25 protein-coding genes are annotated in these 23,210 nt (G+C 64.1%); 9 read left to right on the top strand and 16 right to left on the bottom strand.

Translation table 11 applies throughout. The annotated features are described in order from the left end of the window. Nucleotides 1-70: 70 nt before the first annotated feature. Together LG047_RS03960 and LG047_RS03965 are read left to right on the top strand one after the other, a co-directional pair. On the top strand, nucleotides 71-667 hold the full coding sequence (locus LG047_RS03960) for a DUF1190 domain-containing protein (RefSeq protein ID WP_227965576.1): 597 nt from the start codon (nucleotides 71-73) through the stop codon (nucleotides 665-667). 493 nt (nucleotides 668-1,160) lie between these two features. Further along, nucleotides 1,161-1,499, top strand: coding sequence for a hypothetical protein (locus LG047_RS03965; protein ID WP_227965579.1), 339 nt, complete (start codon nucleotides 1,161-1,163; stop codon nucleotides 1,497-1,499). On the opposite strand, the gene LG047_RS03970 is transcribed toward LG047_RS03965, so the two are convergent. Together LG047_RS03970 and LG047_RS03975 are read right to left on the bottom strand one after the other, a co-directional pair. Further along, nucleotides 1,496-2,437, bottom strand: a complete 942-nt coding sequence (locus LG047_RS03970; RefSeq protein WP_036287474.1) for a GDP-L-fucose synthase — start codon at nucleotides 2,435-2,437, stop codon at nucleotides 1,496-1,498. The genes LG047_RS03965 and LG047_RS03970 overlap by 4 nt on opposite strands. Before the next feature lie 115 nt (nucleotides 2,438-2,552). After that, entirely contained in the window at nucleotides 2,553-2,972 is a 420-nt protein-coding gene (locus LG047_RS03975) for a metallopeptidase family protein (RefSeq protein WP_036282450.1), read from the bottom strand. 134 nt (nucleotides 2,973-3,106) lie between these two features. Here LG047_RS03975 and LG047_RS03980 point away from each other — a divergent pair, with 134 nt between their 5' ends. Then, on the top strand, nucleotides 3,107-3,871 hold the full coding sequence (locus LG047_RS03980) for a GGDEF domain-containing protein (protein WP_227965581.1): 765 nt from the start codon (nucleotides 3,107-3,109) through the stop codon (nucleotides 3,869-3,871). An 8-nt stretch (nucleotides 3,872-3,879) separates the two neighbouring features. Here LG047_RS03980 and leuC read toward each other — a convergent pair whose 3' ends face one another. Further along, the gene (gene leuC, locus LG047_RS03985; RefSeq protein WP_227965582.1) at nucleotides 3,880-5,295 is read right to left on the bottom strand and encodes a 3-isopropylmalate dehydratase large subunit; all 1,416 of its coding nucleotides are present in this window, start codon (nucleotides 5,293-5,295) and stop codon (nucleotides 3,880-3,882) included. Nucleotides 5,296-5,410: 115 nt separating this feature from the next. Between leuC and LG047_RS03990 the strand changes: the two genes are divergently transcribed. Beyond that, complete coding sequence (locus LG047_RS03990; protein ID WP_227965584.1) at nucleotides 5,411-6,412, top strand: small ribosomal subunit Rsm22 family protein; 1,002 nt, start codon at nucleotides 5,411-5,413, stop codon at nucleotides 6,410-6,412. Beyond that, nucleotides 6,409-6,816 carry a glyoxalase/bleomycin resistance/extradiol dioxygenase family protein gene (locus LG047_RS03995; protein ID WP_036282456.1) on the top strand — a complete coding sequence of 136 codons (408 nt, stop codon included), beginning with the start codon at nucleotides 6,409-6,411 and terminating at the stop codon, nucleotides 6,814-6,816. Before LG047_RS03990 ends, LG047_RS03995 begins: the two co-directional genes overlap by 4 nt. Before the next feature lie 70 nt (nucleotides 6,817-6,886). Here LG047_RS03995 and rplS read toward each other — a convergent pair whose 3' ends face one another. Then, on the bottom strand, nucleotides 6,887-7,273 hold the full coding sequence (gene rplS / locus LG047_RS04000; RefSeq protein ID WP_227965586.1) for a 50S ribosomal protein L19: 387 nt from the start codon (nucleotides 7,271-7,273) through the stop codon (nucleotides 6,887-6,889). Nucleotides 7,274-7,501: 228 nt separating this feature from the next. Here rplS and LG047_RS04005 point away from each other — a divergent pair, with 228 nt between their 5' ends. Beyond that, nucleotides 7,502-7,882, top strand: a complete 381-nt coding sequence (locus LG047_RS04005) for a hypothetical protein (protein WP_227965588.1) — start codon at nucleotides 7,502-7,504, stop codon at nucleotides 7,880-7,882. Between the two features lie 44 nt (nucleotides 7,883-7,926). On the opposite strand, the gene LG047_RS04010 is transcribed toward LG047_RS04005, so the two are convergent. The 3 genes from LG047_RS04010 to LG047_RS04020 form a co-directional block, all read right to left on the bottom strand. After that, nucleotides 7,927-8,145, bottom strand: coding sequence for a dodecin (locus LG047_RS04010; RefSeq protein WP_036282460.1), 219 nt, complete (start codon nucleotides 8,143-8,145; stop codon nucleotides 7,927-7,929). A 67-nt stretch (nucleotides 8,146-8,212) separates the two neighbouring features. Continuing rightward, nucleotides 8,213-9,637: a YcjX family protein gene (locus tag LG047_RS04015; RefSeq protein ID WP_227968426.1), complete on the bottom strand. Its 1,425-nt coding sequence runs from the start codon at nucleotides 9,635-9,637 to the stop codon at nucleotides 8,213-8,215. A 162-nt stretch (nucleotides 9,638-9,799) separates the two neighbouring features. After that, complete coding sequence (locus LG047_RS04020) at nucleotides 9,800-10,351, bottom strand: hypothetical protein (protein WP_227965590.1); 552 nt, start codon at nucleotides 10,349-10,351, stop codon at nucleotides 9,800-9,802. A gap of 30 nt (nucleotides 10,352-10,381) precedes the next feature. On the opposite strand from LG047_RS04020, the gene LG047_RS04025 reads away from it, so the two are divergent. Further along, on the top strand, nucleotides 10,382-11,464 hold the full coding sequence (locus tag LG047_RS04025; protein ID WP_227965592.1) for a transposase: 1,083 nt from the start codon (nucleotides 10,382-10,384) through the stop codon (nucleotides 11,462-11,464). Here the strand turns inward: LG047_RS04025 and LG047_RS04030 are convergent. The 6 genes from LG047_RS04030 to LG047_RS04055 all read right to left on the bottom strand — a co-directional run bounded on the left by LG047_RS04030 (nucleotide 11,388) and on the right by LG047_RS04055 (nucleotide 19,415). Then, nucleotides 11,388-12,062 (bottom strand): hypothetical protein, encoded by a 675-nt coding sequence (locus LG047_RS04030; RefSeq protein ID WP_227965594.1) that lies wholly within the window; start codon nucleotides 12,060-12,062, stop codon nucleotides 11,388-11,390. The genes LG047_RS04025 and LG047_RS04030 overlap by 77 nt on opposite strands. Nucleotides 12,063-12,285: 223 nt before the next feature. Next, on the bottom strand, nucleotides 12,286-13,572 hold the full coding sequence (locus LG047_RS04035) for a citrate synthase (RefSeq protein ID WP_370634986.1): 1,287 nt from the start codon (nucleotides 13,570-13,572) through the stop codon (nucleotides 12,286-12,288). A gap of 251 nt (nucleotides 13,573-13,823) precedes the next feature. After that, on the bottom strand, nucleotides 13,824-15,242 hold the full coding sequence (gltX, locus tag LG047_RS04040; RefSeq protein ID WP_227965596.1) for a glutamate--tRNA ligase: 1,419 nt from the start codon (nucleotides 15,240-15,242) through the stop codon (nucleotides 13,824-13,826). A gap of 57 nt (nucleotides 15,243-15,299) precedes the next feature. Then, nucleotides 15,300-15,503 carry a YgaP-like transmembrane domain gene (locus LG047_RS04045; protein WP_036282466.1) on the bottom strand — a complete coding sequence of 68 codons (204 nt, stop codon included), beginning with the start codon at nucleotides 15,501-15,503 and terminating at the stop codon, nucleotides 15,300-15,302. 53 nt (nucleotides 15,504-15,556) lie between these two features. After that, nucleotides 15,557-18,256 carry a DUF3772 domain-containing protein gene (locus LG047_RS04050; RefSeq protein WP_227965598.1) on the bottom strand — a complete coding sequence of 900 codons (2,700 nt, stop codon included), beginning with the start codon at nucleotides 18,254-18,256 and terminating at the stop codon, nucleotides 15,557-15,559. A 67-nt stretch (nucleotides 18,257-18,323) separates the two neighbouring features. Further along, nucleotides 18,324-19,415, bottom strand: a complete 1,092-nt coding sequence (locus LG047_RS04055) for a lysine-2,3-aminomutase-like protein (protein WP_227965600.1) — start codon at nucleotides 19,413-19,415, stop codon at nucleotides 18,324-18,326. Between the two features lie 106 nt (nucleotides 19,416-19,521). On the opposite strand from LG047_RS04055, the gene LG047_RS04060 reads away from it, so the two are divergent. Beyond that, nucleotides 19,522-19,752, top strand: coding sequence for a hypothetical protein (locus tag LG047_RS04060; protein WP_227965602.1), 231 nt, complete (start codon nucleotides 19,522-19,524; stop codon nucleotides 19,750-19,752). 12 nt (nucleotides 19,753-19,764) lie between these two features. Here LG047_RS04060 and epmA read toward each other — a convergent pair whose 3' ends face one another. Beyond that, entirely contained in the window at nucleotides 19,765-20,808 is a 1,044-nt protein-coding gene (epmA, locus tag LG047_RS04065; RefSeq protein ID WP_227965603.1) for an EF-P lysine aminoacylase EpmA, read from the bottom strand. 127 nt (nucleotides 20,809-20,935) lie between these two features. Here epmA and efp point away from each other — a divergent pair, with 127 nt between their 5' ends. Continuing rightward, on the top strand, nucleotides 20,936-21,505 hold the full coding sequence (gene efp, locus LG047_RS04070) for an elongation factor P (protein WP_036287492.1): 570 nt from the start codon (nucleotides 20,936-20,938) through the stop codon (nucleotides 21,503-21,505). Between the two features lie 103 nt (nucleotides 21,506-21,608). Here efp and LG047_RS04075 read toward each other — a convergent pair whose 3' ends face one another. Both LG047_RS04075 and LG047_RS04080 read right to left on the bottom strand, forming a co-directional pair. Continuing rightward, complete coding sequence (locus LG047_RS04075) at nucleotides 21,609-22,022, bottom strand: very short patch repair endonuclease (RefSeq protein WP_227965604.1); 414 nt, start codon at nucleotides 22,020-22,022, stop codon at nucleotides 21,609-21,611. 1 nt (nucleotide 22,023) lies between these two features. Then, nucleotides 22,024-23,169, bottom strand: coding sequence for a DNA cytosine methyltransferase (locus LG047_RS04080; protein WP_227965605.1), 1,146 nt, complete (start codon nucleotides 23,167-23,169; stop codon nucleotides 22,024-22,026). Nucleotides 23,170-23,210: the final 41 nt, after the last annotated feature.

Here is a 23,210-nt window from a genome sequence, read left to right on the forward strand (position 1 = left end):
CGCCGCCCGGCGGCCTCGCCCGGTTGTCTCCATCGGCGGGAGCGCCGGCTTTTGGCGAATGGCGATCGCCATGGCGGCTACCCTGGGCGCGTTCCCGGTGGATGCAGACATGACGCGCGGCGCAACGAGTTATTTTTCCGCGCAGAACTGCGTGTCGGCCGGAAAACTTCCCGCCGAGGTCTGCAATTTCGCCGACATGAATTCGGCGGCCGAATTCGATGAAAAGGCGCCTCGCTTTGCCTCGCGCGACATTTGCGAGAGGAGTTACGGCTCCTGCTCTCTCGGCTTTCGGGGCGCCGACGGATGGGCGGGGCGCAAAAATGCGATCTTCTTCTCGCCGCGCCGCCAGGGATTCCGGATCACGGTCAAGTCGGAACATGACGTGACCGTGGTTCCCACCAACGCCGGCATGAACTTCTCGCCGCGCAGCGCCCTGCGCCGAGACGCGTCGATCAAGCCCCGCTCAGCGCGAGAACAAACCGGCCCCGTCGCGCCGGCGGGCGGACAATCGGGCGCCTTCGGCGTTCCGACAGCCGAAGGCATACGGGGCCCGTTACCGCCCCGCCCGCCGGTCGACCCGAATTTCGATTGCGCCGCGGTGCTCGAGCCCACGGACAAGGGGGATCCCAGCACGGGCTGCGTTCTCGCTCCCCCCAACAGGCGCTGACCTCCTTCTCCGCATCCACAGGCTAGTCGCGCTCCGCAGCGGCAGCCGCAGCCGGATTTTGATCGGCTGCGCCCGCCGCCAAAGTTGATTGGCAACATTACTCGAGAGCGGCCGGTTAAAACCGACCTACTCATGAGCTAATCCGACAGCTCCGCAAGCTACACTCCAGCTTCGCGCCTTCGTATACATACAATACATTGGCGCGCTGCGGCGTCAGTAACGATAAATAAGCGAACGAGTTCTAGCGTCGCCGGGATAAATGTTGACGTTTTTTGTCAACGTGCGTTCTCGGAGTGGAGTTATGTGCTCGATTACTTCAGAAACAGGCCGGATACTTGCTGCAAGGCCAAGAAAAGATAGACCGTCGGCGCGCCCCCTGGTTCTGCGGGCGTTGGTCGGTGCGGCTGCCGTAGCAGCGCTGGTCGCTTCCATTCCGGCGCAGGCTTTCGATTTCTTCCGGCCGATGGATCGCGGCGGTCGCATTGGCGACTACATGGAGCGCATCGTGGCACAGGCGGGCCAGCCTTACGCCATCGCGGGCGACTGCATGTCCGCCTGCACCATGTGGCTGGGGCACAGGGGAACTTGCGTCATGCCGGATGCGGTGCTGTGGTTCCATGGCGCGTCAGATCGGTCGGCGGAACTGGCGGACGGAAATCCATGGCGAGCCATCAGCGCCACGGGCAACGCCACGCTGCTTTCCATGTATCCGCCCCGCGTGCGCGCGGTCGTAAGGCCATGGCTGGCGTCGCCGGACTTCCATACGCTGACGGGCACGCAGCTCGCGGCGCTCGGCGTTCCCCTGTGCCGCGCCACCGCGCGGGCGGATTAGGCGGCGACGGCGCTACTCGCGCGGTGCTCCAGAAACCACTGATAGGTGGAGGCAAGCCCGTCATCGAGCGATATTTCCGGTCGCCAGCCCAGCGCCCGGATGCGGCTCGAATCCATCAGCTTTCTGGGCGTGCCGTCCGGCTTCGTGCGATCGAAGACGATGTCGCCCGAAAATCCCACCGCGCGCGCGACGGCGCCGGCGAGATCGCCGATCGAAATATCGGATCCGGCGCCGCAATTGATGTGCTCATAGTCGTCGTAAGAATCGAGGCAAAAGACCACGCCGCGCGCGAGATCGTCGACGTGGAGGAATTCGCGCAGTGGCGCGCCCGACCCCCACACGACCGCCTCGCGACGGCCCTGGACCTTCGCCTCGTGGAACTTGCGGAGCAGCGCGGGCAGCACATGGCTCGTGGTCAGGTCGAAATTGTCGTTCGGGCCATAAAGGTTGCAGGGCATGACCGATATGTACCGGCGGCCGTATTGTTTGCGGTAGGCCTGGCAGAGTTTCAGACCGGCGATCTTGGCGATCGCGTACCATTCATTCGTCGGTTCGAGCGGCGAGGTCAGCAGCGAGTCTTCCCGGATCGGCTGCGGCGCGAATTTCGGATAGATGCAGGATGAGCCGAGAAACACCAGGCGATCGACGTCCGCGGCATGGGCGGAATGGATGACATTGGTCGCAATCGCCAGATTGTCATAAATGAATTCGGCGGGGAAAGCGTCATTGGCGTAGATTCCGCCGACCTTTGCCGCGGCGAAGATGATGGCGTCCGGCCGGTTCTGTTTCAGCCAGACCTCGACGCCGATCTGGTTGCGCAGATCCACGACCGAGCGGCCGGCCGTGATGACCTCGTCGCCGCGGGCGCGCAAATATCGCGTAACGGCCGAGCCAACCATGCCCGTATGTCCCGCAACCCAAATGCGTCTGTTGCTCATGAAAAGTTCCTGAGAGCCAAGCAATCCGCTCAGGAACGAATGTATACCTTCAGCTTGACTATTGCGCCAGACCCTGACGCCAATTGTCGACAAGCTCTTCAGCGGGGGGCGCTGCCTACTCCGGCCGCCGCTCGATCTCCTCCATGTCCTCGTCCGACAGGCCGAAATGATGGCCGATCTCATGGACGAGGACATGGGTGACGATCTCGGCGAGCGTGTTCTCGCTGCCGGCCCAGTAATCCAGAATCGGCCGACGATAGAGCCAGATCATGTTGGGCTCGTCGCCGGTCTGGGAGAGATGCTCGCCCTGGGCGAGGCCGCGCCCGCGAAACAGGCCGAGCAGGTCGAACTCCGTCTCGCAATCCATGTCGTCGAGCGTCTCGTCGTCCGGGAAATCCTCGACCCGGATGACGAGGCCCTCGCAAAGACGGGTGAACCGGCTGGGCAGCGCCGCAAAGGCGGCGTCCGCCAGCGCCTCCATGTCGGCGAGCGAGGGGGCGGAAAGATCTTTCCATTCCGGGGGAGTCTTCGACATCTAAGGACTATGTCACGGCGTTCAGGCGCGCGAAACCGCGGCCTGGTAGTAATCGGGTAAGCACAATCGCCTGATCTTCATTCAGCCAAGCCTTTGCTATGAGACACTGTCGCCGTTCCCGGCGGGAGTTCGGCATGTTTGCGTCAATCTGGCGAGTAAAGGAGCCGCGAACGCGGCGCGACGCGCTGCGGCTCGTCCTTCTTTACGCCGCGATCTCGGTCTCCGTCTCGGCGCTGGTCACGGCCGCCTTCGCCAGGATGAACGGCTGGCCTTTGGGGCCGGCGCTGATCCCCGCCATCGGGATACCGTTGCTGGTCGCGCCCTGGATGACCTGGACCGTCGCGAGCGCCGCCTTGCGACTGCATGAGATGCGGCAAGAGCTGGAGCGGCTCGCCCGCATCGATCCTCTGAGCGGGGCGCTGAACCGGCGCGGCTTGGCCGAATTCGCCGCGCACGACTTTGCGGAGCGGCGCGAGAGCGGAAAATTCTGCGCGATCGTGGCCGACGTCGACCGCTTCAAGTCGATCAATGACGCCTTCGGGCACGCGGCCGGCGATGCGGTCATCGCGCGGGTGACGGACATCATGCGCCTGATTGTGGGAACGAGGGATTGCGCCGTCGGCAGGTTCGGCGGCGACGAACTCGGCGCCCTGATCGTCGGCCTGTCGCTCGAAGAGACGATGATCGTCGCCGAAAATCTCCGCGCGGCGATCGAGCAGACGATTTTTCTGCATGGCGACCGCCGCATTCCGGTCACGACGAGCATCGGCGTCGCCGCTGTCGACGTCGACGACGCGACCCCGGAGGCGATGCTCAACCGGGCCGACCAGTCGCTCTACGCAGCAAAGGAGGCTGGCCGCAATCGCGTGCGCGCCAGCCTGTCTCGCAGGGCCGCCTGAGCGGCCCCTTACTTCCAGTTCCGCACGTCGACGAAGCGGCCGGCGATCGCCGCCGCGGCCGCCATCGCGGGCGACACGAGATGGGTGCGGCCCTTGAAGCCCTGGCGGCCCTCGAAATTGCGGTTCGAAGTCGAGGCGCAGCGCTCGCCCGGCGCCAGACGGTCGGGGTTCATCGCAAGGCACATGGAGCAGCCCGGCTCGCGCCACTCGAAGCCCGCGGCGATGAAGATCTTGTCCAGACCCTCGGCCTCGGCCTGCTCCTTCACGAGGCCCGAGCCCGGCACCACCATGGCGTTGACGCGATCGGCGACCTTCTTGCCCTCGACCACCTTCGCCGCGGCGCGAAGATCCTCGATGCGGCCATTGGTGCAAGAGCCGATGAAGACGCGGTCGATCTCGATGTCCGTCATCTTCTCCCCGCCCTTGAGGCCCATATATTCGAGTGCGCGCTCGATGGCGGCGCGCTTTTGCGGGGTTTTGGCGCTATCCGGGGTCGGCACCGTTCCGTCAATCGACGCCACGTCCTCCGGCGAGGTGCCCCAGGTCACGATCGGCGGGAGCTTCGAAGCGTCGAGCCTGATGACCTTGTCGTAATGCGCGCCTTCGTCGGTGAAGAGCGTCTCCCAATATTTGCGCGCCATGTCGAAGGCCTCGCCCTTTGGCGCCTTCGGGCGGTCCTTGATATAGGCGAAAGTCTTTTCGTCCGGCGCGATGAGGCCGGCGCGGGCGCCGGCTTCGATCGACATGTTGCAAACGGTCATGCGGCCTTCCATGGAAAGGTCGCGGATCGCTTCGCCCGCATATTCGATGACGTAGCCGGTGCCGCCAGCGGTGCCGATCTCGCCGATTATGGCCAGGATAATATCCTTGGCGGTGGCGCCGTCGGCGAGCTTGCCGTCGACCTGCACCAGCATGTTCTTGGCTTTCTTCTGGATCAGCGTCTGGGTTGCGAGGACGTGCTCGACCTCCGACGTGCCGATGCCATGCGCCAGCGCGCCGAAGGCGCCATGCGTCGAGGTGTGGCTGTCGCCGCAAACTATGGTCATGCCGGGCAGCGTGAAGCCCTGCTCGGGTCCGACGATATGCACGACGCCCTGACGGCGGTCATGCTCATTGTAATATTCGACGCCGAATTCCTTCGCGTTGATCGCCAGCTGTTCGACCTGCGCCTTGCTCTCCGGGTCCTCGATCGGCAGGGAGCGGTCGGTGGTCGGCACATTGTGATCGACGACCGCGAGCGTCTTTCCCGGCGCGCGGACCTTGCGGCCCGACATGCGCAGCCCTTCGAACGCCTGCGGACTCGTCACTTCATGCACGAGATGGCGGTCGATGTAGAGCAGGCAGGCGCCGTCATCCTGTTGGTCGACGACATGGTCGTCCCAGATCTTGTCATATAGCGTGCGCGGCCCGGTCGAATTGGACATGTCTTCCTGTTCCTCTTGCCGCCTGAGCGGCCTGGCCCTTGAATTGAGGGTCTTCTAACCGTAACGCAAGCCCCATGGAAGAGAGTTTGCGCCCCTCCCCCGCCGCGAGGCCGCGTTGAGCGGGCCGTCGCCCGCCCTGCCCGCGGGTTTGGCCGCCGCGATTTCGGCCCGGCTCGAGCGCCGGCCGCGAAAGGCGCTCGCCGAGAGCGCGCAACGGCTTTCCGAGAGCTATCGCGCCCGAAAGCCCACGGCCGAAGCCATCCGCGACGAGATCGACGCGCTCGCCTATGCGCTCACCCGCATGCCTGCGACCTACGCCGCCGTCGTCACAGCGCTGGGGCGGCTGCAAGAGGAGCAGCCGGCTTTTGCGCCGCAGAGCCTCCTCGACGTCGGTTGCGGGCTGGGCGCAGCCTCCTATGCGGCAACGCAGGTCTGGCCGGAGATCGAGAGCGTCGAGATGCTCGACCGCAGCCGCGCCTTTCTTGCGCTGGCTGCGGCGCTTGCCGCTGAGAGCGGCCCGGTTCAGGTCGCAAAGGCCCGCGTCGCCGAGGCCGACATCGCCCGCCTGTCCGAGGCGGCGTCAGCTCATGACCTCGTCGCCGTCGCCTATGCGCTCACCGAGCTGCCGGACGCCGATTTGCCCCGCATCGCAGCGGCGCTTTGGGGCCGCACGCGGGGCGCGCTCGTCATCGTCGAGCCGGGAACGCCGCGCGATCATGCGCGGCTGATGGGCGTCCGCGCCCGGCTGATCGAAATCGGCGCGACGATTCTCGCCCCCTGCCCCCACGCCGCCCCCTGCCCCCTTCAGGCGACGGACTGGTGCCATTTTTCGGTGCGCCTTCCGCGCTCGCGGGACCATAAATTGCTGAAAGGCGCCGACGCGCCCTTCGAGGACGAGAAATTCTCCTGGCTGATCGCCGGCAGGACGGGCACGCCGGCGCCCGCGCGCCTGATCGCGCCGCCGCGCGCCGGCAAGCCGGGAATTTCGACAAGGGTATGCGGGCGCAATGGAATACGCGAGACTTTCACGCCCAAGCGCGATAAGGCTCGATATGAAAGGGTTCGCAAAAAGAACTGGGGCGATCCGATCGACGCCCTGCCGGAGGATAATGGATGAATCGCCCGAAGGTCGCGCCTTATCTCACCGTCAGTCCGGCCGCCGCCGCCATCGCCTTCTACACAGGGGCCTTCGGCGCCAAGCAGCGCGCGCTCATGCCGTCGGTCGACGGCCTGCGCATCGCCCATTGTGAATTGCTCATCAATGGCGGCTCGGTGATGCTCGCCGACTTTTTTCCCGAATTCGGACAGACCCGCGTTCCCATGCCCGGCGATCAGGCCACCGTTTCGGTCAGCCTCGAATACGATACGGCCAAGGAAGTCGACGAGACTTGCGACCGCGCCGCGAAGCTCGGCGCCAAGATCGAGACGCAGCCGACAAACTCTTTCTGGGGCACGCGCTACGCGAGCCTGCGCGACCCCTTCGGCCACCGCTGGATCCTGAACGGCCAGCTGGAGAAGTGAGCAGCCCAAATGCAAAACCGCCCGGAGCCTCTGGGCGCCGGGCGGCTCGAAATACTCTGAGACGCGGGTCTTACTTTGCGGCCGAAGCCTTCGGCTTGGTGTCGACGCGCTCGGCGATACGGGCCGACTTGCCGCGACGATCGCGCAGGTAATAGAGCTTGGCGCGACGGACCTTGCCGCGGCGCACGACCTTGATCGAATCGATCAGCGGCCCATGGATCGGGAAGACGCGCTCGACGCCCTCGCCATAGGAAATCTTGCGGACAGTGAAGGACTCGTTGAGACCGCCGCCGTTGCGGGCGATCACGACGCCTTCATAGGCCTGGACGCGCGAGCGGTCGCCTTCCTTGACCTTGACGTTCACGATCACCGTGTCGCCGGGGCGGAAATCGGGGATCGTCTTGCCTTCGACGAGCCTGGCGGCCTGCTCGGCCTCGAGCTGCTCGATAATGTTCATCGTTGTAAACTCCTGCCGTTTCGTCTGTAGCCTTGCGGGCCGACGAGCGTTTCGGAACGCTGTTTTAGTTGAGGCGCGCCTCCCATACAGGACGCGCGGCCGAATGTCGAGACCGCGGCCTTATGTCGCCTGCGGAAATTTCGCCGCCGAGGGCGTCAAATCGCCGGAACGCCCTATCTGTCGCCCGGGGAAGCGGCTGACCACCCCAAATCAAGGAGGGACGAAGGCATGACCAGTCAGGATGAGGCGCGGGACAGGCGCGCGGGGCCAGACAGATCGAGTGACTCCGCAGGGGCGCGAGGCGAGGAAGGCTTCAGCGACAATTATCGGCAATTGTGGGATCGTTTTCAGGAGTCTAACAAGCAGTGGCTCGATCGCTACCAGAGTGAAGCGTCGCTCGCTCTCGAGTTCACCGGCAAGTTGACGGCGGCGCGCTCCGTTTCGGACGCCGCTGACGCCTATCAGCACTGGACCGTCAAACACATCGAGATGGCGACGGAAGACGCCCGGCGCGCCATGGCCGACGTCCAGCATTTCTGGGAGGCGGGAACGCGCCTGTGGTCCGACGCCGGCGGCGAGGCCGGCAGGATTCGCGGCATGATGTCGTGACCGCACAGAAGCGGAGCGCGCGCGTGCGCTCCCCTTCCCTTGCGCTATTCATCCTCCCGATCGAGCGTAAAGCCCACTTTCAGCACGACCTGATAGTGGCTGACTGCGCCCTTTTCCAAACCGCCCCGGATCTGCGCGACCTCGAACCACCGCATGTTTCGCAACGACTCTCCGGCGCGCTGGATCGCGGCGGAGATTGCGTCTTCGACGCTGTCCGGCGAAGAGCCGACGAGTTCCACGACCTTGTAGACATGGTTTTGCATGGGGGCGCTCCCGAACCAGGATTACCCTCGATAGGTAGCGCGGCGCGCGGCCGCGTCATCTCGCGCCTCAGCTGAGCCGGTCGCCGAACAGGAACTCCATCGCACGGTCGAGCCGGATATGCGGAAGCGGCAGGGCCAGCTTGTCCTGCCCCAGCGAGGCGATCGGCGGACGGAATTTCAGAAAGCGGAAATCCGCATCCTCGTCTCCGAGCCCCAACGCGTCGCCGCGGAAGACCTTGCCGGGGTCCTCGGGCAGTTCGCCGGGGAAGATCGCGCCCTCCTCCACCCCGTCGAAAACCTCATCGCCGATGCGCTCGCCCTTGATCGGCGTGCCGACGATCGCGGAAAGCTGCTCGCCCTCGTGGCGCACCATGGCCTCTCGGGTGGCGCGCACGGCGGCGAGCGCGATCACGTCGATCTTGGCGCCGACGCCTTCCGCGCGCGTGATCGCCCGTCCCGTGAGATGCCGCAGCACGCCTTCGAGTCGGTCGTGACTGGTGTGGTGAAGGTGGTCGGCCTTTGTCGCGGCGAAGAGGATGCGGTCGATCTTCGGACGGAAGATCGTCGAGAACAGATTCGAGCGCCCGGTGCGGAAGGCCATCAGCACGTCGGTCAGCGCGGTTTCCAGGTCGCGCACGGCGGCGGGGCCGGAGTTGAGCGCCGCCAGCGCGTCCACCAGCACGATCTGCCGGTCGAGCCGCGCAAAATGGTCGCGAAAGAAGGGCCGAACGACATGCGCCTTGTAGGCCTCGTAGCGGCGCTCCATCTCGCGGCCGAGGCTGCGATAGGGAAGGTCTTGCCCCTCCTCCACCGGCAGCGGCGCGAAGGTGAGCGCAGGCGAGCCTTCGAGATCGCCGGGCATCAGAAAACGGCCGGGCGGCAGCGTGGAGAGCGCATAGCGCTCCGTCTTGGCGAGGCGCAGGTAATTGGTGAACAACCGCGCCAGATTTTGCGCTGTTTCCTCGGAATAGCGCGCCTTCGGATCCGCCATCGCCGTCGCGCCGCGCCAGTCGGCCGCAATCGGCGCGCGCGCCGCCACGCTCGCCGCCTCCAAGGTCTCGCGCGACCATTGCGCGAAGGTCTTGCCGAGCAGCGGCAGGTCGAGCAGCCACTCGCCGGGATAATCGACGATGTCGATGTCGAGCCGCGTATTGTTCTGCGCCATGTTCCGCAACGACCAGGACTTGGCCGTATATTCCAGCGTGACCCGGAGTTCGGAAATGCGCCGCGTCGATTGCGGCCAGTGCCGGTCGGGCCCGGTGAGCGCGCGAAGATGCTCCTCATAGGCAAATCGCGGGACGCTATAGTCGGGCTGCGGATCGAGATGCGCGGCGCTGATCCGCCCCTCCGTCAACGCGCGAAAGACGGGCAGCTGCGCCTTGCGGCCCGCGGCGACCGCGCGGGTGAGATTGTGCACCAGCGCGGTGATGAAGACCGTCTTGCCCGCGCGCGACAGGCCGGTCACGCCAAGCCGCAGGCGGGCGCCCGTCATGAAGTCGGCGAGGCTTTCCGCCGCGACGCGCGTTTCGAACCAGATATCCGAGAGTTGAGATGACACAGCGGCTCTGCATTTGACGTCGGTGAGCGTGGATGTAAGCCATCCACGCACTAATTTGAACCAGTCCGGCAGCGAAAATCAGTTTCGCCCGAAGTCTCAGAATTGCTCCAGCTGACCAGAGTCATTACGACGATAGCGAGTTAAATTTCCCAATTCATCTCGAAATTCTCCACTTAAAATCTCTTTTTCTGTAATTTTTCGTATCTCGGATTTGATATCAATAACTCTCTCGATCGCGCGACCAACTTTCAATAGTTCTGAATAACTGTCGAAGCAAAACTCCAATGCGTCGATATGGCTTTTACAACGCAAAAATCTCTCAAATTCACCCTCGCGATCAAGCCAACCGAGAGAAACTTGACCTCTCTCTACCAATTTAAGGGCCTCAAAATCATCGTACAGTGGAGATATAAGAAATGGAATATCACCGAACTCCGTACTTTCAATATTAAAAGTGTACATAGGCCGAGCAATGCCATATCGTGGCCCAAGATAATGAAACAACACATTTCTATAAAGCGACATAAGCGCTATTGAGCCTGGCTGCGACCCTTGTTCTGTTCGATGCAGGATTTCGCCCGCCAAATTAAAACGATCATCTGGACACCTCCATAAACCCCTGGGCAAAATGCGCTTGAGCTGATTCACTCATATCATGTCGCGAAGGGGATGGCGGGCATGACGAAAGAAGCTCCCGGTTTTTTCGATGTGGACGAGCGCCTGGCGGAGTTGTCGGCCAAGGGCGACGATCTGGAGCGGCTGAACGCTCTCGTCGATTTCGAATTGTTCCGCCCTTCTCTGGAGTCGGCGGTTCCGCGCGGGGATCGCTCGAAGGGCGGGCGGCCGCCATTCGATCATGTGTTCATGTTCAAGATCCTGATCCTGCAGGCCATGCATGCGCTCTCCGACGAGCGCTGCGAATATCTGATCAAGGACCGGCTGTCCTTCATGCGCTTCCTCGGCTTGGGGCTCGCCGACGCGGTTCCCGACGCCAATACGATCTGGTCGTTTCGCGAGGCGCTGAAAAAGGCCGACGCCGTCGACGCCCTGTTCGCGCGCTTCGACACGGCGCTGCGCGAAGCGGGCTTTCTGGCGATGAGCGGACAGATTGTCGATGCGACGATCGTCGCCGCGCCCAGGCAGCGCAATACGCTTGAAGAAAAGAAGGCGATCCGGGACGGCCGCATTCCGAATGGCTGGACGGACAAGCCGAAGAAGCTCGCGCAGAAAGATCGCGACGCGCGCTGGACGGTGAAATACAGCAAGGCCAAGCCGCGCGAGGATGGCTCGCTTCCGCCGGTCGATCTGGCCATTGCGGCGTTCGGCTACAAGAATCACGTGTCGATCGACCGCGGCTTCGGCCTCATCCGCAAATGGACGGCGACCCACGCCGCCGCGCATGACGGCGCGCGGCTCGAAGACGTTCTGGACCGGACCAACACGGCGAGCGACGTCTGGGCGGATACGGCCTATCGCTCGGCGAAGAACGAGGCCATGCTGACACGGCGCGGCTTCGTCTCGCGCATCCACAGGAAGAAGCCGCAGGGCCGGCCGATGCCGGAACGCGTGCGGATCGCCAATGCGCAGAAGTCGAAGGTGCGCAGCGCAGTCGAGCATGTGTTCGCCTTGCAAAAGGGACCGATGGCCCTCTTTGTCCGCACGATCGGCATCGGAAGGGCCAGGGTCAAGATCGGCCTCGCCAATCTCGCCTACAACATGCGCCGCTTCGTCTTCCTGAAGGGAAAATACGCAACGGCCTGAGGCCGGGAGCCGACAGTAAGGCTGCCGCAGCCGCCTGAGGCCAAGATATCAGCCAGCCCAATCCGCGCTCGCGAGACGGTCGCCGGTATGCGACGACCTCCACCAGCCAAAATCGCGGTTTATGGAGGTCTCCATCTTCTCGTAAACACTTCTCTAGTTTATTCCAAGCGTATTTTTCTCCTTTATACATATCATGGAATACGAAAGAGAACAGGAAATCGCGCAACGCAAAAAGCGAATCCAAGCAAGATTGTGTACGATATCCAATTTCAGAAGAATAGGCATCTTCCGAATAGGAAAAACACTCTTCTTCTGGGCGAGAAATGCTATCACTGCTGAATTTTTTGATAATTGTTTCCCTATAAATTTTTTCGAGCCATCCGATATTTCGTGAGCAAAATAGAATTTGGTTGCCGATCCTCATCGCTCTAGCGGAACTATTTCGCTCCTCAAGGTTCTCAAGAGCAACAGAAAGGCCGCTCCATCTTTCAAATTGCCGCCTATCTTCGCTATTTGCGTCGTTATCCAAAATGCTGAAATTAGTAGCTCCTACGGTTTCTTGCAGCGCTTCAGCTTCGCGGAAATAGCTTTTCGTCAAAGGCCTCAAGCGCCCAAGCTTACTGATTGCAACTGGAAGCCGGCTATCGGTCAAGTCAGTCCATAGGCGCATGTATCCATCTGGCAGAAGCAACCAACATAAACCATTACTCGCGGAGAGACAGCTTAAGCCTCCGCTTAGTCCAAAAACACAGAGCGGCGGCTCGAATTCTAAGCCGCCTTCTGGAAGCTCAAAGGTCGGGTTGATCACAACGCGAAGTGTTTTACCGCTTCGACATCGGCACGTAGTCGCGACGCTTCTCGCCCGTGTAAAGCTGACGCGGACGGCCGATCTTGGAGCCGGAATCCTCGATCATCTCCTTCCACTGCGCAATCCAGCCGACCGTGCGCGCGACCGCAAAGAGCACGGTGAACATCGATACCGGGAAGTTCATCGCCTTTAGCGTTATCCCCGAGTAGAAGTCGATATTGGGATAAAGCTTCTTCTCGATGAAATACTCGTCCGAAAGGGCGATGCGCTCCAGCTCCAGCGCGACGTCGAGAAGATCGTCCTTCACGCCGAGTTCGTTCAGGACTTCGCGCGTCGTGCGCTGCATGATCTTCGCGCGCGGATCGTAATTCTTGTAGACGCGATGGCCGAAGCCCATCAGGCGGAACGGATCGTTCTTGTCCTTCGCGCGGGCGATGAACTGCGGAATCCGCTCCGGCGTGCCGATCTCCGCCAGCATTTTCAGCACGGCCTCATTGGCGCCGCCATGCGCCGGCCCCCACAGCGAGGCGATGCCGGCCGCGATGCAGGCGAAGGGATTGGCGCCCGAGGAGCCCGACAGACGGACGGTCGACGTCGACGCGTTCTGCTCATGGTCCGCGTGCAGGATGAAGATGCGGTCGAGCGCGCGGGAAAGCACGGGATTGACCTTGTATTCCTCGCAGGGCACCGCAAAGCACATGCGCAGGAAATTCGACGTATAGTCGAGATCGTTCTTGGGATAAACGAAAGGCTGGCCGATCGAATATTTGTAGGCCATGGCCGCGAGCGTCGGGATCTTCGCGATCATGCGCGTCGAGGCGACCATGCGCTGCACGGGATCAACGATGTTCGTCGAGTCGTGATAGAAGGCCGAGAGCGCGCCGACCGAGGCGACCATCACAGCCATCGGATGCGCGTCACGACGGAAGCCCTGGAAGAACCGCGCCATCTGCTCATGCACCATGGTGTGGCGCGTGATGCGATAATCGAAATTCGCCTTCTCCGCCGCCGATGGCAGTTCGCCGTAGAGCAGCAGATAGCAGGTTTCCAGAAAGTCGCCATGCTCGGCGAGCTGATCGATCGGATAGCCGCGGTAGAGCAGCACGCCGGCGTCGCCGTCGATGAAAGTGATCTTCGATTCGCAGGAGGCCGTCGAAGTGAATCCGGGGTCGAAGGTGAACATTTCGGTCTCTGAATAGAGATGGCGAATGTCCACGACGGCCGGCCCCATCGTGCCCTCCATTACGGGAAGATCGATGGTTTTGCCCTCGATGGCGAAGGAACCCTTTTTCTCGGCCATTGCGACCCCTCTCATCAGCCTTTCGCGCGAAACGCGACTCATGTTCGTCACGGCGCGCGGCGACGCTACGCAAGAACTGCGTCAACTCGTCGGCAGGCCTCGAATAACGCACATTTTCTGTCGGCAGGACGCCGGGTTGTGCAGTGCAAAAGCTATAGCAGCCATAAGCGCTGTCAAGCTGCAAAGCGCTGCGGAACGCCCGCAGGAAAGGCGGCTCCGGCTCGCCGAAAGCCGCTTTTCGAGGCGCCCCGTCAGACGCTCTGATCGGCGATCCGGCCGAGGCTTTCCTCGCGTCCGAGAATTTCGAGCACGTCGAAGATTCCCGGCGAGGTCGAGCGGCCGGTGAGCGCTGCGCGCAGCGGCTGGGCGAGGTCGCCGAGCTTGACCCCGAGTTCGACGGACAGATCGCGCACGACGCCCTCCGTCGCCGCAGCCGTCCAGTCGGGGAGCGCCGCAAGCTTTGGCCCGAGCGCCGCGAGCCGCGCACGCGCGTCGGCGGAGAGAAGCTTCTGAGCCTTTTCGTCGAGCGGCAAGGGACGCTGCACGAAAAGGAAGGCGGCGCCGTCGACGAGTTCGTTGAGCGTCTTGGCGCGCGCCTTCAGTCCCGGCAGCGCGGCGCGCAATTGCGCGCGCTTCCTGTCGTCGAGCGCCCCCGTGACCGCCTCGCCGCCTTCGAGATAAGGGAGCGTCGCCACCAGCGTCTCGAACAATTCGTCATCGTTCGAGTCGCGCAGATAATGCCCGTTCATGTTTTCGAGCTTGGCGTAATCGAAACGCGCGGGGGAGCGATGAACCTGGGAGAGATCGAACGCCTCGATCATCTCCGGCAGCGAAAAGAATTCCTTGTCGCCCTGGCTCCAGCCCAGCCGCACGAGATAGTTGCGCAGCGCCGCCGGCAGATAACCCATGGCGCGATAGGCGTCGACGCCGAGCGCGCCGTGGCGCTTGGAGAGCTTGGCGCCGTCCGGCCCGTGAATCAGCGGAATATGCGCGAAGGCCGGCGTCTCCCAACCCATCGCTTCATAGATGTGCTTCTGGCGCGCGGCGTTGGTGAGATGGTCGTCGCCGCGGATGATCTGCGTCACGCCCATGTCGTGGTCGTCGACGACGACGGCGAGCATATAGGTCGGATTGCCGTCGGAGCGCAGCAGCACGAAATCGTCGATGTCCTTGTTGGGGAACACGACGCGACCCTGCACGGCGTCCTCGATGACCGTCTCGCCGTCGAGCGGCGACTTCAGCCGGATCACCGGCGCGACGCCGGCGGGCGCCTCGGAAGGATCGCGGTCGCGCCAGCGGCCGTCGTAGCGCGGCGGGCGCTTCTCGGCGCGCGCTTTCTCGCGCATCTCCTCCAGCTCCTGCGCGGAGGCGTAGCAGCGATAGGCCTTGCCCCTCGCCAGCAGTTCCTCCGCCACCTCGCGATGCCGCGCGGCGCGTGAATATTGATAGACGATGTCGCCGTCCCAATCGAGGCCGAGCCACTTCATTCCGTCGATGATGGCGTCGATCGCCGCCTGCGTGGAGCGTTCCCGGTCGGTGTCCTCGATTCGCAGCATCATGCGCCCGCCATGGCGCCTGGCGTAAAGCCAGTTGAACAGGGCGGTTCTCGCCCCGCCGATATGCAGGAAGCCGGTGGGGGAAGGAGCGAATCGCGTGACGACTTGAGACATGGGGGCCGTGGTTGGAGGGGGTCGAGGCAGCCCCTCTAACACGCGCTTCCGGAATTTTCACCCACCCGACGGCAGGCGCACCCGGCAACCTCTCAAGGCGCAGGCAAGGCACAATCCCGCCGAGCCGGAAATGAACACCGCGACGCCGAGCGCGGCGGTCGCCCAGCCCAGAGGCGTCTCGCCGAAGTAGAAGACCGCAAGGAGCATGAGCGCGAAAGCGGCGATGAGACGCGGCGCGCGCCGCCATCCGGTTACGTGCATGGTTTCCTCCTGCGTCGAAGGTAGAGACGCGAGAGCGCGGAAAAAAGGCCGCTTCACGCGACCTTCTCCTCCCGCGCCTCTTCGGAGGATTTCTCGTTCCCGGTCTGCGCCTCGGCGGACGCTTCCTTCTTCTCCGTCTCCTGCCCGACGCCCGCCTCTATCGCCAATGCGCTGACGGCGGCGGCGGCCGCGAGCTTGTCGAGTTCGGGGATCTGCAAAATCGTGGGAGCCGGCGTCGATGCGGAAGCGGCGATGCTGATCCCCGCCGCCTTGAGCCGCTGGTGCAGATCGAAATGCAGGTCGCTGCGCACGCGCGAGGATTTCTCCACATCCTCGACGTAACACCACAGCTCGAACTTGAAGGTCGAGGCCTCCATGCCGAGGAACATCACCTGCGGCGCGGGGATACGCAGGACGCCCTCCTGCGCCTTCGCGCAGGCGAGCATGATGTCGCGCAGCTGCTCGGGGTCGACGCCCGAATGGGGCGAGATTGCAACCTTGATCCGCCCGACCTTGTCGCCCCGCAGCCAGTTCTTCACCACGCCGGTGACGAGGTTGGAGTTGGGCACGATCATCGTCGCGCGGTCGAAGGTCTCGATCTCCGTCGAACGCACATTGATCCGCCTCACATAACCTTGCTCATCGCCGAGCACGACCCAGTCGCCGACGCGAATGGCGCGCTCCCACAGCAGAATCAGGCCGGAGACGAAATTGCCGACGATCGACTGAAGGCCGAAACCGATGCCCACGGAAAGCGCGCCCGCGACGATCGCGAGCTTCTCGAAACCGAGGCCGAGATTCGACATCGCCAGCCCGGCGGCGAGGATGAAGCCCGTATATCCCAGCGTCGCGCTGATCGAACTGCGCAAGCCGACATCGAGTCGCGTCAGCGGCAGCAGGCGCGTGTCCAGCCATTGGCGCAGCCCCTGCGTCGCCGCGAGGACGAGCGCGAAGATCAGCGTCGACGTGATCGCGCCATAGGGCGAGACGGTGACGTCGCCGATCCTGAAGGAGAAGAAGGCCGAACGGACATTGGCGAAAAAGTCGTTCGACTGGTAGCCCAGCGGGGCGATGGCGACGAGCGCCGCGCCCACATAGGCGACGATCGTCACGGCGCCGGAGAGCAGGACGCCGATCGGCGCGAGCTGCTCGCGACGCAGGCCGAGACCGCCCATGAGAGCGTGTCCGAGTATGCCGTCCGGCGAGAAGGCCGCTTCCACGCCGCCGCCCGCCAGCGCAACCACGACGTAAAGAAGGAAGGCGACCGCCGCCATCCAGCCCGTCTGGAGAATCACGAAATTGGCGAAGGTCACGTAACCCGCGCCGCAGGCGCCAATGATCACCAGCAGAACGATCGAGCCGAGAAATCGCGTGACCGCGAGCCAGTCGCGCCCGTGCGCGGTCGCGAGCGCGCCCTCGTCCGCCACGGCCTCGTGCGACGGCAAGGCGATCAGCGCGCGCGCGAACAGCCCCGCTATGATCATGACGCCGACGCCGCGCGTGACGATGACGACGGGCAGACTCGCCTGCACGGTCTCCTCGACCTGCTCCAGAAGTCGCGTGATCGACAAAACGACGGCCGCGGCGGTGAGAAGCCGCACGAAAAGCCGCGCGAGACGGTCGCCCGGATCGACCACCCGCCATTCGGGATGACCGGGCGCGAAAACCGCGCGCGCGATGCCATAAACGAAGGAGACCCGCGCAATCGCCTCGAAAATACGCCGCCAGACCGGTTCGAGCGTCGAATCGAGCAGATCGAAGGCGTCGAGCGCGAGGCCCAGGGCCGCGGCGGCGGCAAGCGGCACTGCGGCCGCAACCAGCGCCGTCCAGCCGGCGGAGGCGGCGCGCCGCATTCTTGTCGGCTGGGTTCCGAAATTGTTTCGGGCGAGCACGCGCCGGGCGAGGATGAGCGCCGGCGGCAACGCCAGCAAGATCACCAGCACGACCGCAAGAAATTCCGAACGCCGGCCTTCGACCCGGCTCAGGAAATTCTCGCCGCGGTCACTCAGGAAACTGGCGCCTGCGCTGATTGCGCTGGGCGCATCGGCCAGCGCCACGCGCCACAGGTCCGGCGAGAACAGGCCGCTTGTGCGCAGAAACAGCGTCTTGGCGAAGAGCGCGCGCTGGCGCGCGACGATCGTGACCGTGACCTGCTTGACCTCGAGAAGCAGCGCCCGGGCGCGCTTGAGCGTGGCTTCGGTGGCGTCGTGTAGCTTTCGCTGCTCGACTAGTTCCGCGCTGACGCTCTCTTCCGCGGAAGCGGGGGCCGGCTCCGAGACGGGCGGGGGTTGCTGTGTCGCCTTGTCCGGCTTCCCCGGCGGCGCGGGCGCTGCGGCTTTGGCGTCCGGTTTCGCAGCCGTGGGCTTTGCCGGCGGCAGGGGAACGGGTTTCGCGGGCGCGACCGGCGCCGGCGGCGGCGCGGGGGCGGCCTTTTCGGGCTCGGCCGGCTTCGCCGCTTCGGGCGGCGCGAGTTCTTTCAGGCGCGCGTCAACTGCGGCAAGCCGCGGCGTCAGCTTGTCGATCGTATCCTCGAGCTCATGCCGCAGCGGGTCCATACGATCACGCAGAAGCCGTAGCGCGCCGTCAGAAAGGCTCTGATCTTCAAGGCTTTTTTGCGCCTCATCGAGCGTCGCGCGGGTACGGTCGAGCCGCTGATTGATCTGGTCGATCGTCGCCGGCGCTTCATCGCCGCGCGAAAGCGCGGGCGCAAATGCGACGAGGCATAATGCAAGAAAAAGCGTGAATTTACGCAAGCGGTATCGTCTCCATGGGCGCGAAGCCAAGAGAAAGCGGGCGAATCGCGTCAATCTTGGGGCGATCTTAGGGGTCGTCGCGATAGAGATGCACCGGCCCGGAGCGATCGGCGATCCTCCAGCCGCCCTCCCCATCGGTTTCCGCGTCCGAAACCGGCGCCTTTCCGAAGCCGCCGGGGATGTCGAGCACGTAGCGCGGAACCGCAACGCCCGTGACGCGGCGGGTCAGCTCCGCGTGAATCCGCCGGCCGGCGTCGAGGCTCAGCCGGAAATGGCTCGTGCCCGGCGCGAGGTCGGGGTGATGAAGGTAGTAAGGCTTGACCCGCAGCGCGACGAGATCGCGCATGAGCCGTTCGAGCGTGTCAGCGTCGTCGTTGACGCCTTTCAGCAGGACCGTCTGCGAGAGGAGCGTTGCGCCGGCCTCGTGCAGGCGCGCGATCGCCGCTCGGGCGGCGGGCGCGAGTTCGCGCGAGTGATTGACGTGCAGCGCCACGTAAAGAGCCTTGCCGCTCACTCGCAGCGCGTCCAGCCGCTCCTGCGTCACAAGGTCCGGCGCGGCGGTCGGCGCGCGCGTATGGACGCGCAGGACGGCGACGTGCGGGATTTTCGCGAGACGGCGCGCAACGGCGGACAGCCGGCGCCCCGAGAGCATCAACGGGTCGCCGCCGGTGAGGATGACCTCGAAAATCTGCCGGTGTCCGGCGATATATTCCAGCGCCGCGTCCGTCGCCTCGGGCGACAGCACGTCGCCCTTGCCGCGTCCCACAGTCTCGCGACGGAAACAGAATCGGCAATAGACCGGACAGACCGTCAGCAGCTTCAGCAGGACGCGGTCGGGGTAGCGATGAACCAGCCCGGGGGCCGGGCTATGCGCGTCGTCGCCGATCGGATCGGCAAGCTCCTGCGGCAATGTCACGAGTTCGCGCGCGTCGGGCAGGAATTGCCGCGCGATCGGGTCCGCCGGATCGGCGGCGTCGATCAGCGCCGCCATGTCCGGCGTTACGGCGACGCTGTATTGCGACTCGACGCCGCGCAGCGCCTGGGCGCGCCCGGGGCCGAGAAATCCCGCGGCGGCGAGATCGTCCAGCGACAGCAGAGTTTTTTTCACCCTGGGGCGGTCGGGCTCGGCCAAGTCAGACGCGTCATGTTGAAAATTCATGAGGCCGCATTACGTCCCTTGCAGCGTCCTCGCAATCCTATTGACAAGGGACGAGAGGTAACTAATCTATAGAAATAATAGACTACTAGGGACCGAGGAAATCGCCATGCGCGCAAGATACGCCGAAACGGGCCACTTCCACATTCCTCACCTGCATCTGCCGTTTGCGCCGGTCTTCAACAAGTTCAAGGCGGCTGAGAAGACAGAACCGGCGGCTGCGCGGTCGGCAGACGTCGCAAAGGCATTCAATCCCGCGACGCTCGTGGAGTTCTTCGGGCTTGGCTGGCTGTGCGGCTTTGCGGCGGGCGCGGGACTGGTCGCGATTTTTCTCCGCTGAGACGCGACAAGCTCATCCTGCGCTACCCAGCTCTGCGACCGGCGTCCAGAGCACATGTTCGATGCGCTCCGCTCCCGTTGCGAGCATGACGAGCCGGTCGAACCCGAGCGCGACGCCGCTGGCCTGCGGCATGAGAGGGAGGGCCTCGAGGAAATCCTCGTCGATCGGATAGCGTTCGCGATAGATGCGGCTCTTCTCCGCCATCTGCGCCTCGAATCGGCGGCGCTGTTCGACGGGGTCTGTCAGTTCGGCGAAGCCGTTCGCCACCTCCACCCCGCAGACATAGAGTTCGAAGCGGTCGGCAAAGCGCGGGTCGTCCTCGCTCGGACGCGCCAGCGCAGCTTCACTCAGGGGATAATCAGTGAGAATTGTCGGCCGTTCGCTCCCCAATCGGCCCTCGACCTTCTCCGACAGAATCTTGCTGAACAGATCCGACCATGAGTCGTCCTCCGCCACGCGAATGCCGTCGCGGGCCGCTGCGCGCGCGAGCCCGTCACGGTCATCGAGCAGCGCTTCGAGATCGATGCTCGCGTGGGCCGCGAAAGCCTCGCAGCAGGTGACGATCTCGGGCTCCTCGAAGGGATCGCAGACCCGCCCACGCCACGCCAGATCCGTCGCCCCCGCCGCCCGGGCCGCTGCGGCGAGCAAGCCGGCGCAATCCTCCATCAGCCTCAACGTGGGTTCGCCGACGCGATACCACTCCAGCATGGTGAATTCCGGGTGATGCAGCGCCGAGCGCTCGCGGTTCCGGAACACGCGGGCGAGCGTGAAAATCCGTTCTTCGCCGGCCGCCAACAGCTTTTTACAGGCGAATTCCGGCGAGGTGTGGAGAAAAAGTCGGCTCCGGTCGCCGCCCTGCCCGATCAGTTCGGTCGAAAAGGCGGTAAGATGCGTCTCATTGCCGCCGGAGACCTGCAAGGCCGCGGTTTCGACCTCCGTGAAGCCCTCCGACGCAAAAAAATGCCTTGTCGCGGCGGTGATCTTGCCGCGCGCCTTGAGAAATGGCTTGCGATCGGCGTAAACATCCCGCGCCCACCAGGGCGAAGCGCGCGTCATGAGGCCTCCCTGCGGGCCGGATTTGCCGGCGCGCGCGAAATATGGTCTTACCCCCGTTCATAGACCAGTCCGGCGCATGCCGGCAATGAACGCGAGCCGGCGAGCCGGCATTGAAGGAAAGAAACCCGTGAAAGTCATCGCCAGCTCGATTCGTAAGGGCAATATTATTGAGCGTGAGGACGGCCAGCTCTATGTCGTGCTTACGGCCGAAAGCTTTTTCCCCGGCAAGGGCACGCCGACGACGCAGATCGACATGCGCCGTCTCTCGGACGGCGTGAAGGTCTCCGACCGCTACAAGACGACCGAGCAGGTCGAGCGCGCCTTCGTCGAGGATCAGGACTTCACCTATCTCTACAGCGACGACGACGGCCACCATTTCATGAACCAGCAGAGCTACGAGCAGGTCGCCGTGCCTGCCGACGTGATCGGCGATCAGGCGCAGTGGCTGCAGGAAAACATGGTCTGCATCCTTTCCATGTTCAACGGCGTCTGCGTCGCGATCCAGCTCCCGCCGCGCGTGACGCTCGAGATCGTCGAGACAGAGCCGGCGCTCAAGGGCCAGACCGCCTCTTCCTCCTACAAGCCGGCGAAGCTCTCCAACGGCGCCCGTGTGATGGTGCCTCCGCACATCCAGACCGGCACGCGCGTCGTCATCCAGACGGAAGACGGCGCCTATGTCGAGCGCGCGAAGGACTGAGCGCTTCCGACCATCCTGCGCGTGCGGCGGACGTCCATGACGTACGTCGCGGCGCCGACGTGCTTTGCCGGAATGGCCGGGCCAGACCCGGCCATGAAACGGCTTAACGATCTCGCTCCTGATTCAGGAATTCCCGCAGCTTTTTCTCCAGCGCGGGCGCGTCCTTCAATTCACATTCCCAGACAATGAGCGTGCGCCAGCCGAGCGCGGCGAGTTTTTCGCGATGCACCTTGTCTCGCGCCCGATTACGCGCAATTTTCGCGCACCAGTAGTCGGCGTTGGCCTTGGGCATGCGCGCCCCGCGCGCGCAATCATGCCCGTGCCAGAAACAGCCATGCACGAAAATCGCCTGCTTGCGGCCGATGTAGGCAATGTCGGGATTGCCGGGCACATCCTTGCGATGCAGCCGGTAGCCCGGCGCAAATTTTCGAAGCAGGGCGCGCACTGCAAGCTCCGGCGAAGTGTCGCGCGACTTCACCGCGCGCATTGTGGCGGAACGTTGCGCGGGGTCTTCCACTCTATGCGGCGACGCGCATAGGGCGCGCGCCGATCAGCGGTTCGAGGATATGCGCCGCAATGTGCCGAACGACAGGAGCGACAACCCCATCGCCGGTGAGATGATAAGCCTCATTGTATTTCTCCGGCAGCGTGTATTCGTCAGGCAGGCCCATCAGCCGTGCAGTCTCGCGCGCCGACATGAGCCGCGAGCGCACCCGGCCCTTGTCGACGACAAGCACGAATTGCCGGCTGGACCCGCCCGCCGGCGTGCGAAGACAGCCCGCAACATCGTCGAAGCGCGCCTCGGCGCGCTGGATTTTTTCGCCAGCCGTATAGCGCGTGCGGCGATACATCGTCCCAACCATCCTGCGGCCGGCGCGCTTCGCCTCCGCAATCTTTGCAAGATTGACGTCGCTCATCATATCGATGAGCGTCTGCGTCTCCGCGGCGCTGTGCCAGGCGACGTCGCGCGGCGTGTCCTCGATGAACTGCGCAAGCGTCACATTGCGTAGAGGCGGCGCCGGCAGTCGCCACCACAGCCATTTCGCTTTCAGCGCTTCGGGCAATTGCTCTTGAGCCGTGCGCAGCGCACGGGTATGAAAGGGAGCGCTCGCGCGCTGTTCGGTAAGCGGCGCGGGAATCGGCGCATCCTCGCGCACGGCGATGATGAACAGACGCGGGCGCGATTGCGGCAGGAAGAGCGCGGCGTCGATGACCAGCGCGCCGAATCTGTAGCCCCCGTCGCCGAGCGCCCGGCAAATCTCGGTAAAATCCCGCCCGCCATGCGAGGTGAGCGCCCCGCAGACATTTTCGAGCACGATCGTTGCGGGTGCGCGCCCCTCCGCGCAAAGCGCCTTCATCAGCGCCCAGAAGGGCCAGAACGTCCCTGACCGCTCGCCCTTCAACCCTGCCCCTGCGCCGGCGAGCGACAGGTCCTGGCAGGGGAACGACGCCCAGACGAGATCGGCGCGGCCGGGAAGCTGCGCGGTCGTGATCTCGCGAACGTCGCCGACATGCATCTCTCCGCCGCCCCAGTTGGCGCGGTAGCTCTCGGCTTTCTTGCGGTCGAAATCATTGGCGAAGAGGCAGGTCCAGCCCGGCCCCAACCCCGCGCGCGCCATGCCGCCGCCGGCGAAGAACTCGTAAAAGCTGGGCTTGCAGCGCATGTCGGCGTCTCGCCCCGGATATGCGGGAATCGTCGGCGTTT

Origin of the sequence: Methylocystis sp. WRRC1 (assembly GCF_020733155.1) — a bacterium.
Lineage (GTDB): Bacteria > Pseudomonadota > Alphaproteobacteria > Rhizobiales > Beijerinckiaceae > Methylocystis.

Coding starts and splice junctions, on each gene's coding strand:
- LG047_RS04055 (WP_227965600.1), bottom strand. CDS start 19,415: ATGAATTTTCAACATGACGCGTCTGACTTGGCCGAGCCCGACCGCCCC.
- LG047_RS03970 (WP_036287474.1), bottom strand. CDS start 2,437: ATGAGCAACAGACGCATTTGGGTTGCGGGACATACGGGCATGGTTGGC.
- gltX (WP_227965596.1), bottom strand. CDS start 15,242: ATGTCTCAAGTCGTCACGCGATTCGCTCCTTCCCCCACCGGCTTCCTG.
- LG047_RS04045 (WP_036282466.1), bottom strand. CDS start 15,503: ATGCACGTAACCGGATGGCGGCGCGCGCCGCGTCTCATCGCCGCTTTC.
- LG047_RS04010 (WP_036282460.1), bottom strand. CDS start 8,145: ATGCAAAACCATGTCTACAAGGTCGTGGAACTCGTCGGCTCTTCGCCG.
- LG047_RS04060 (WP_227965602.1), top strand. CDS start 19,522: ATGCGCGCAAGATACGCCGAAACGGGCCACTTCCACATTCCTCACCTG.
- LG047_RS03960 (WP_227965576.1), top strand. CDS start 71: ATGGCGGCTACCCTGGGCGCGTTCCCGGTGGATGCAGACATGACGCGC.
- LG047_RS03980 (WP_227965581.1), top strand. CDS start 3,107: ATGTTTGCGTCAATCTGGCGAGTAAAGGAGCCGCGAACGCGGCGCGAC.
- LG047_RS04005 (WP_227965588.1), top strand. CDS start 7,502: ATGACCAGTCAGGATGAGGCGCGGGACAGGCGCGCGGGGCCAGACAGA.
- LG047_RS03975 (WP_036282450.1), bottom strand. CDS start 2,972: ATGTCGAAGACTCCCCCGGAATGGAAAGATCTTTCCGCCCCCTCGCTC.
- rplS (WP_227965586.1), bottom strand. CDS start 7,273: ATGAACATTATCGAGCAGCTCGAGGCCGAGCAGGCCGCCAGGCTCGTC.
- LG047_RS04035 (WP_370634986.1), bottom strand. CDS start 13,572: ATGGCCGAGAAAAAGGGTTCCTTCGCCATCGAGGGCAAAACCATCGAT.
- LG047_RS04025 (WP_227965592.1), top strand. CDS start 10,382: ATGACGAAAGAAGCTCCCGGTTTTTTCGATGTGGACGAGCGCCTGGCG.
- epmA (WP_227965603.1), bottom strand. CDS start 20,808: ATGACGCGCGCTTCGCCCTGGTGGGCGCGGGATGTTTACGCCGATCGC.
- LG047_RS03995 (WP_036282456.1), top strand. CDS start 6,409: ATGAATCGCCCGAAGGTCGCGCCTTATCTCACCGTCAGTCCGGCCGCC.
- LG047_RS03965 (WP_227965579.1), top strand. CDS start 1,161: ATGGAGCGCATCGTGGCACAGGCGGGCCAGCCTTACGCCATCGCGGGC.
- LG047_RS04015 (WP_227968426.1), bottom strand. CDS start 9,637: ATGACGGGCGCCCGCCTGCGGCTTGGCGTGACCGGCCTGTCGCGCGCG.
- leuC (WP_227965582.1), bottom strand. CDS start 5,295: ATGTCCAATTCGACCGGGCCGCGCACGCTATATGACAAGATCTGGGAC.
- LG047_RS04080 (WP_227965605.1), bottom strand. CDS start 23,169: ATGCGCTGCAAGCCCAGCTTTTACGAGTTCTTCGCCGGCGGCGGCATG.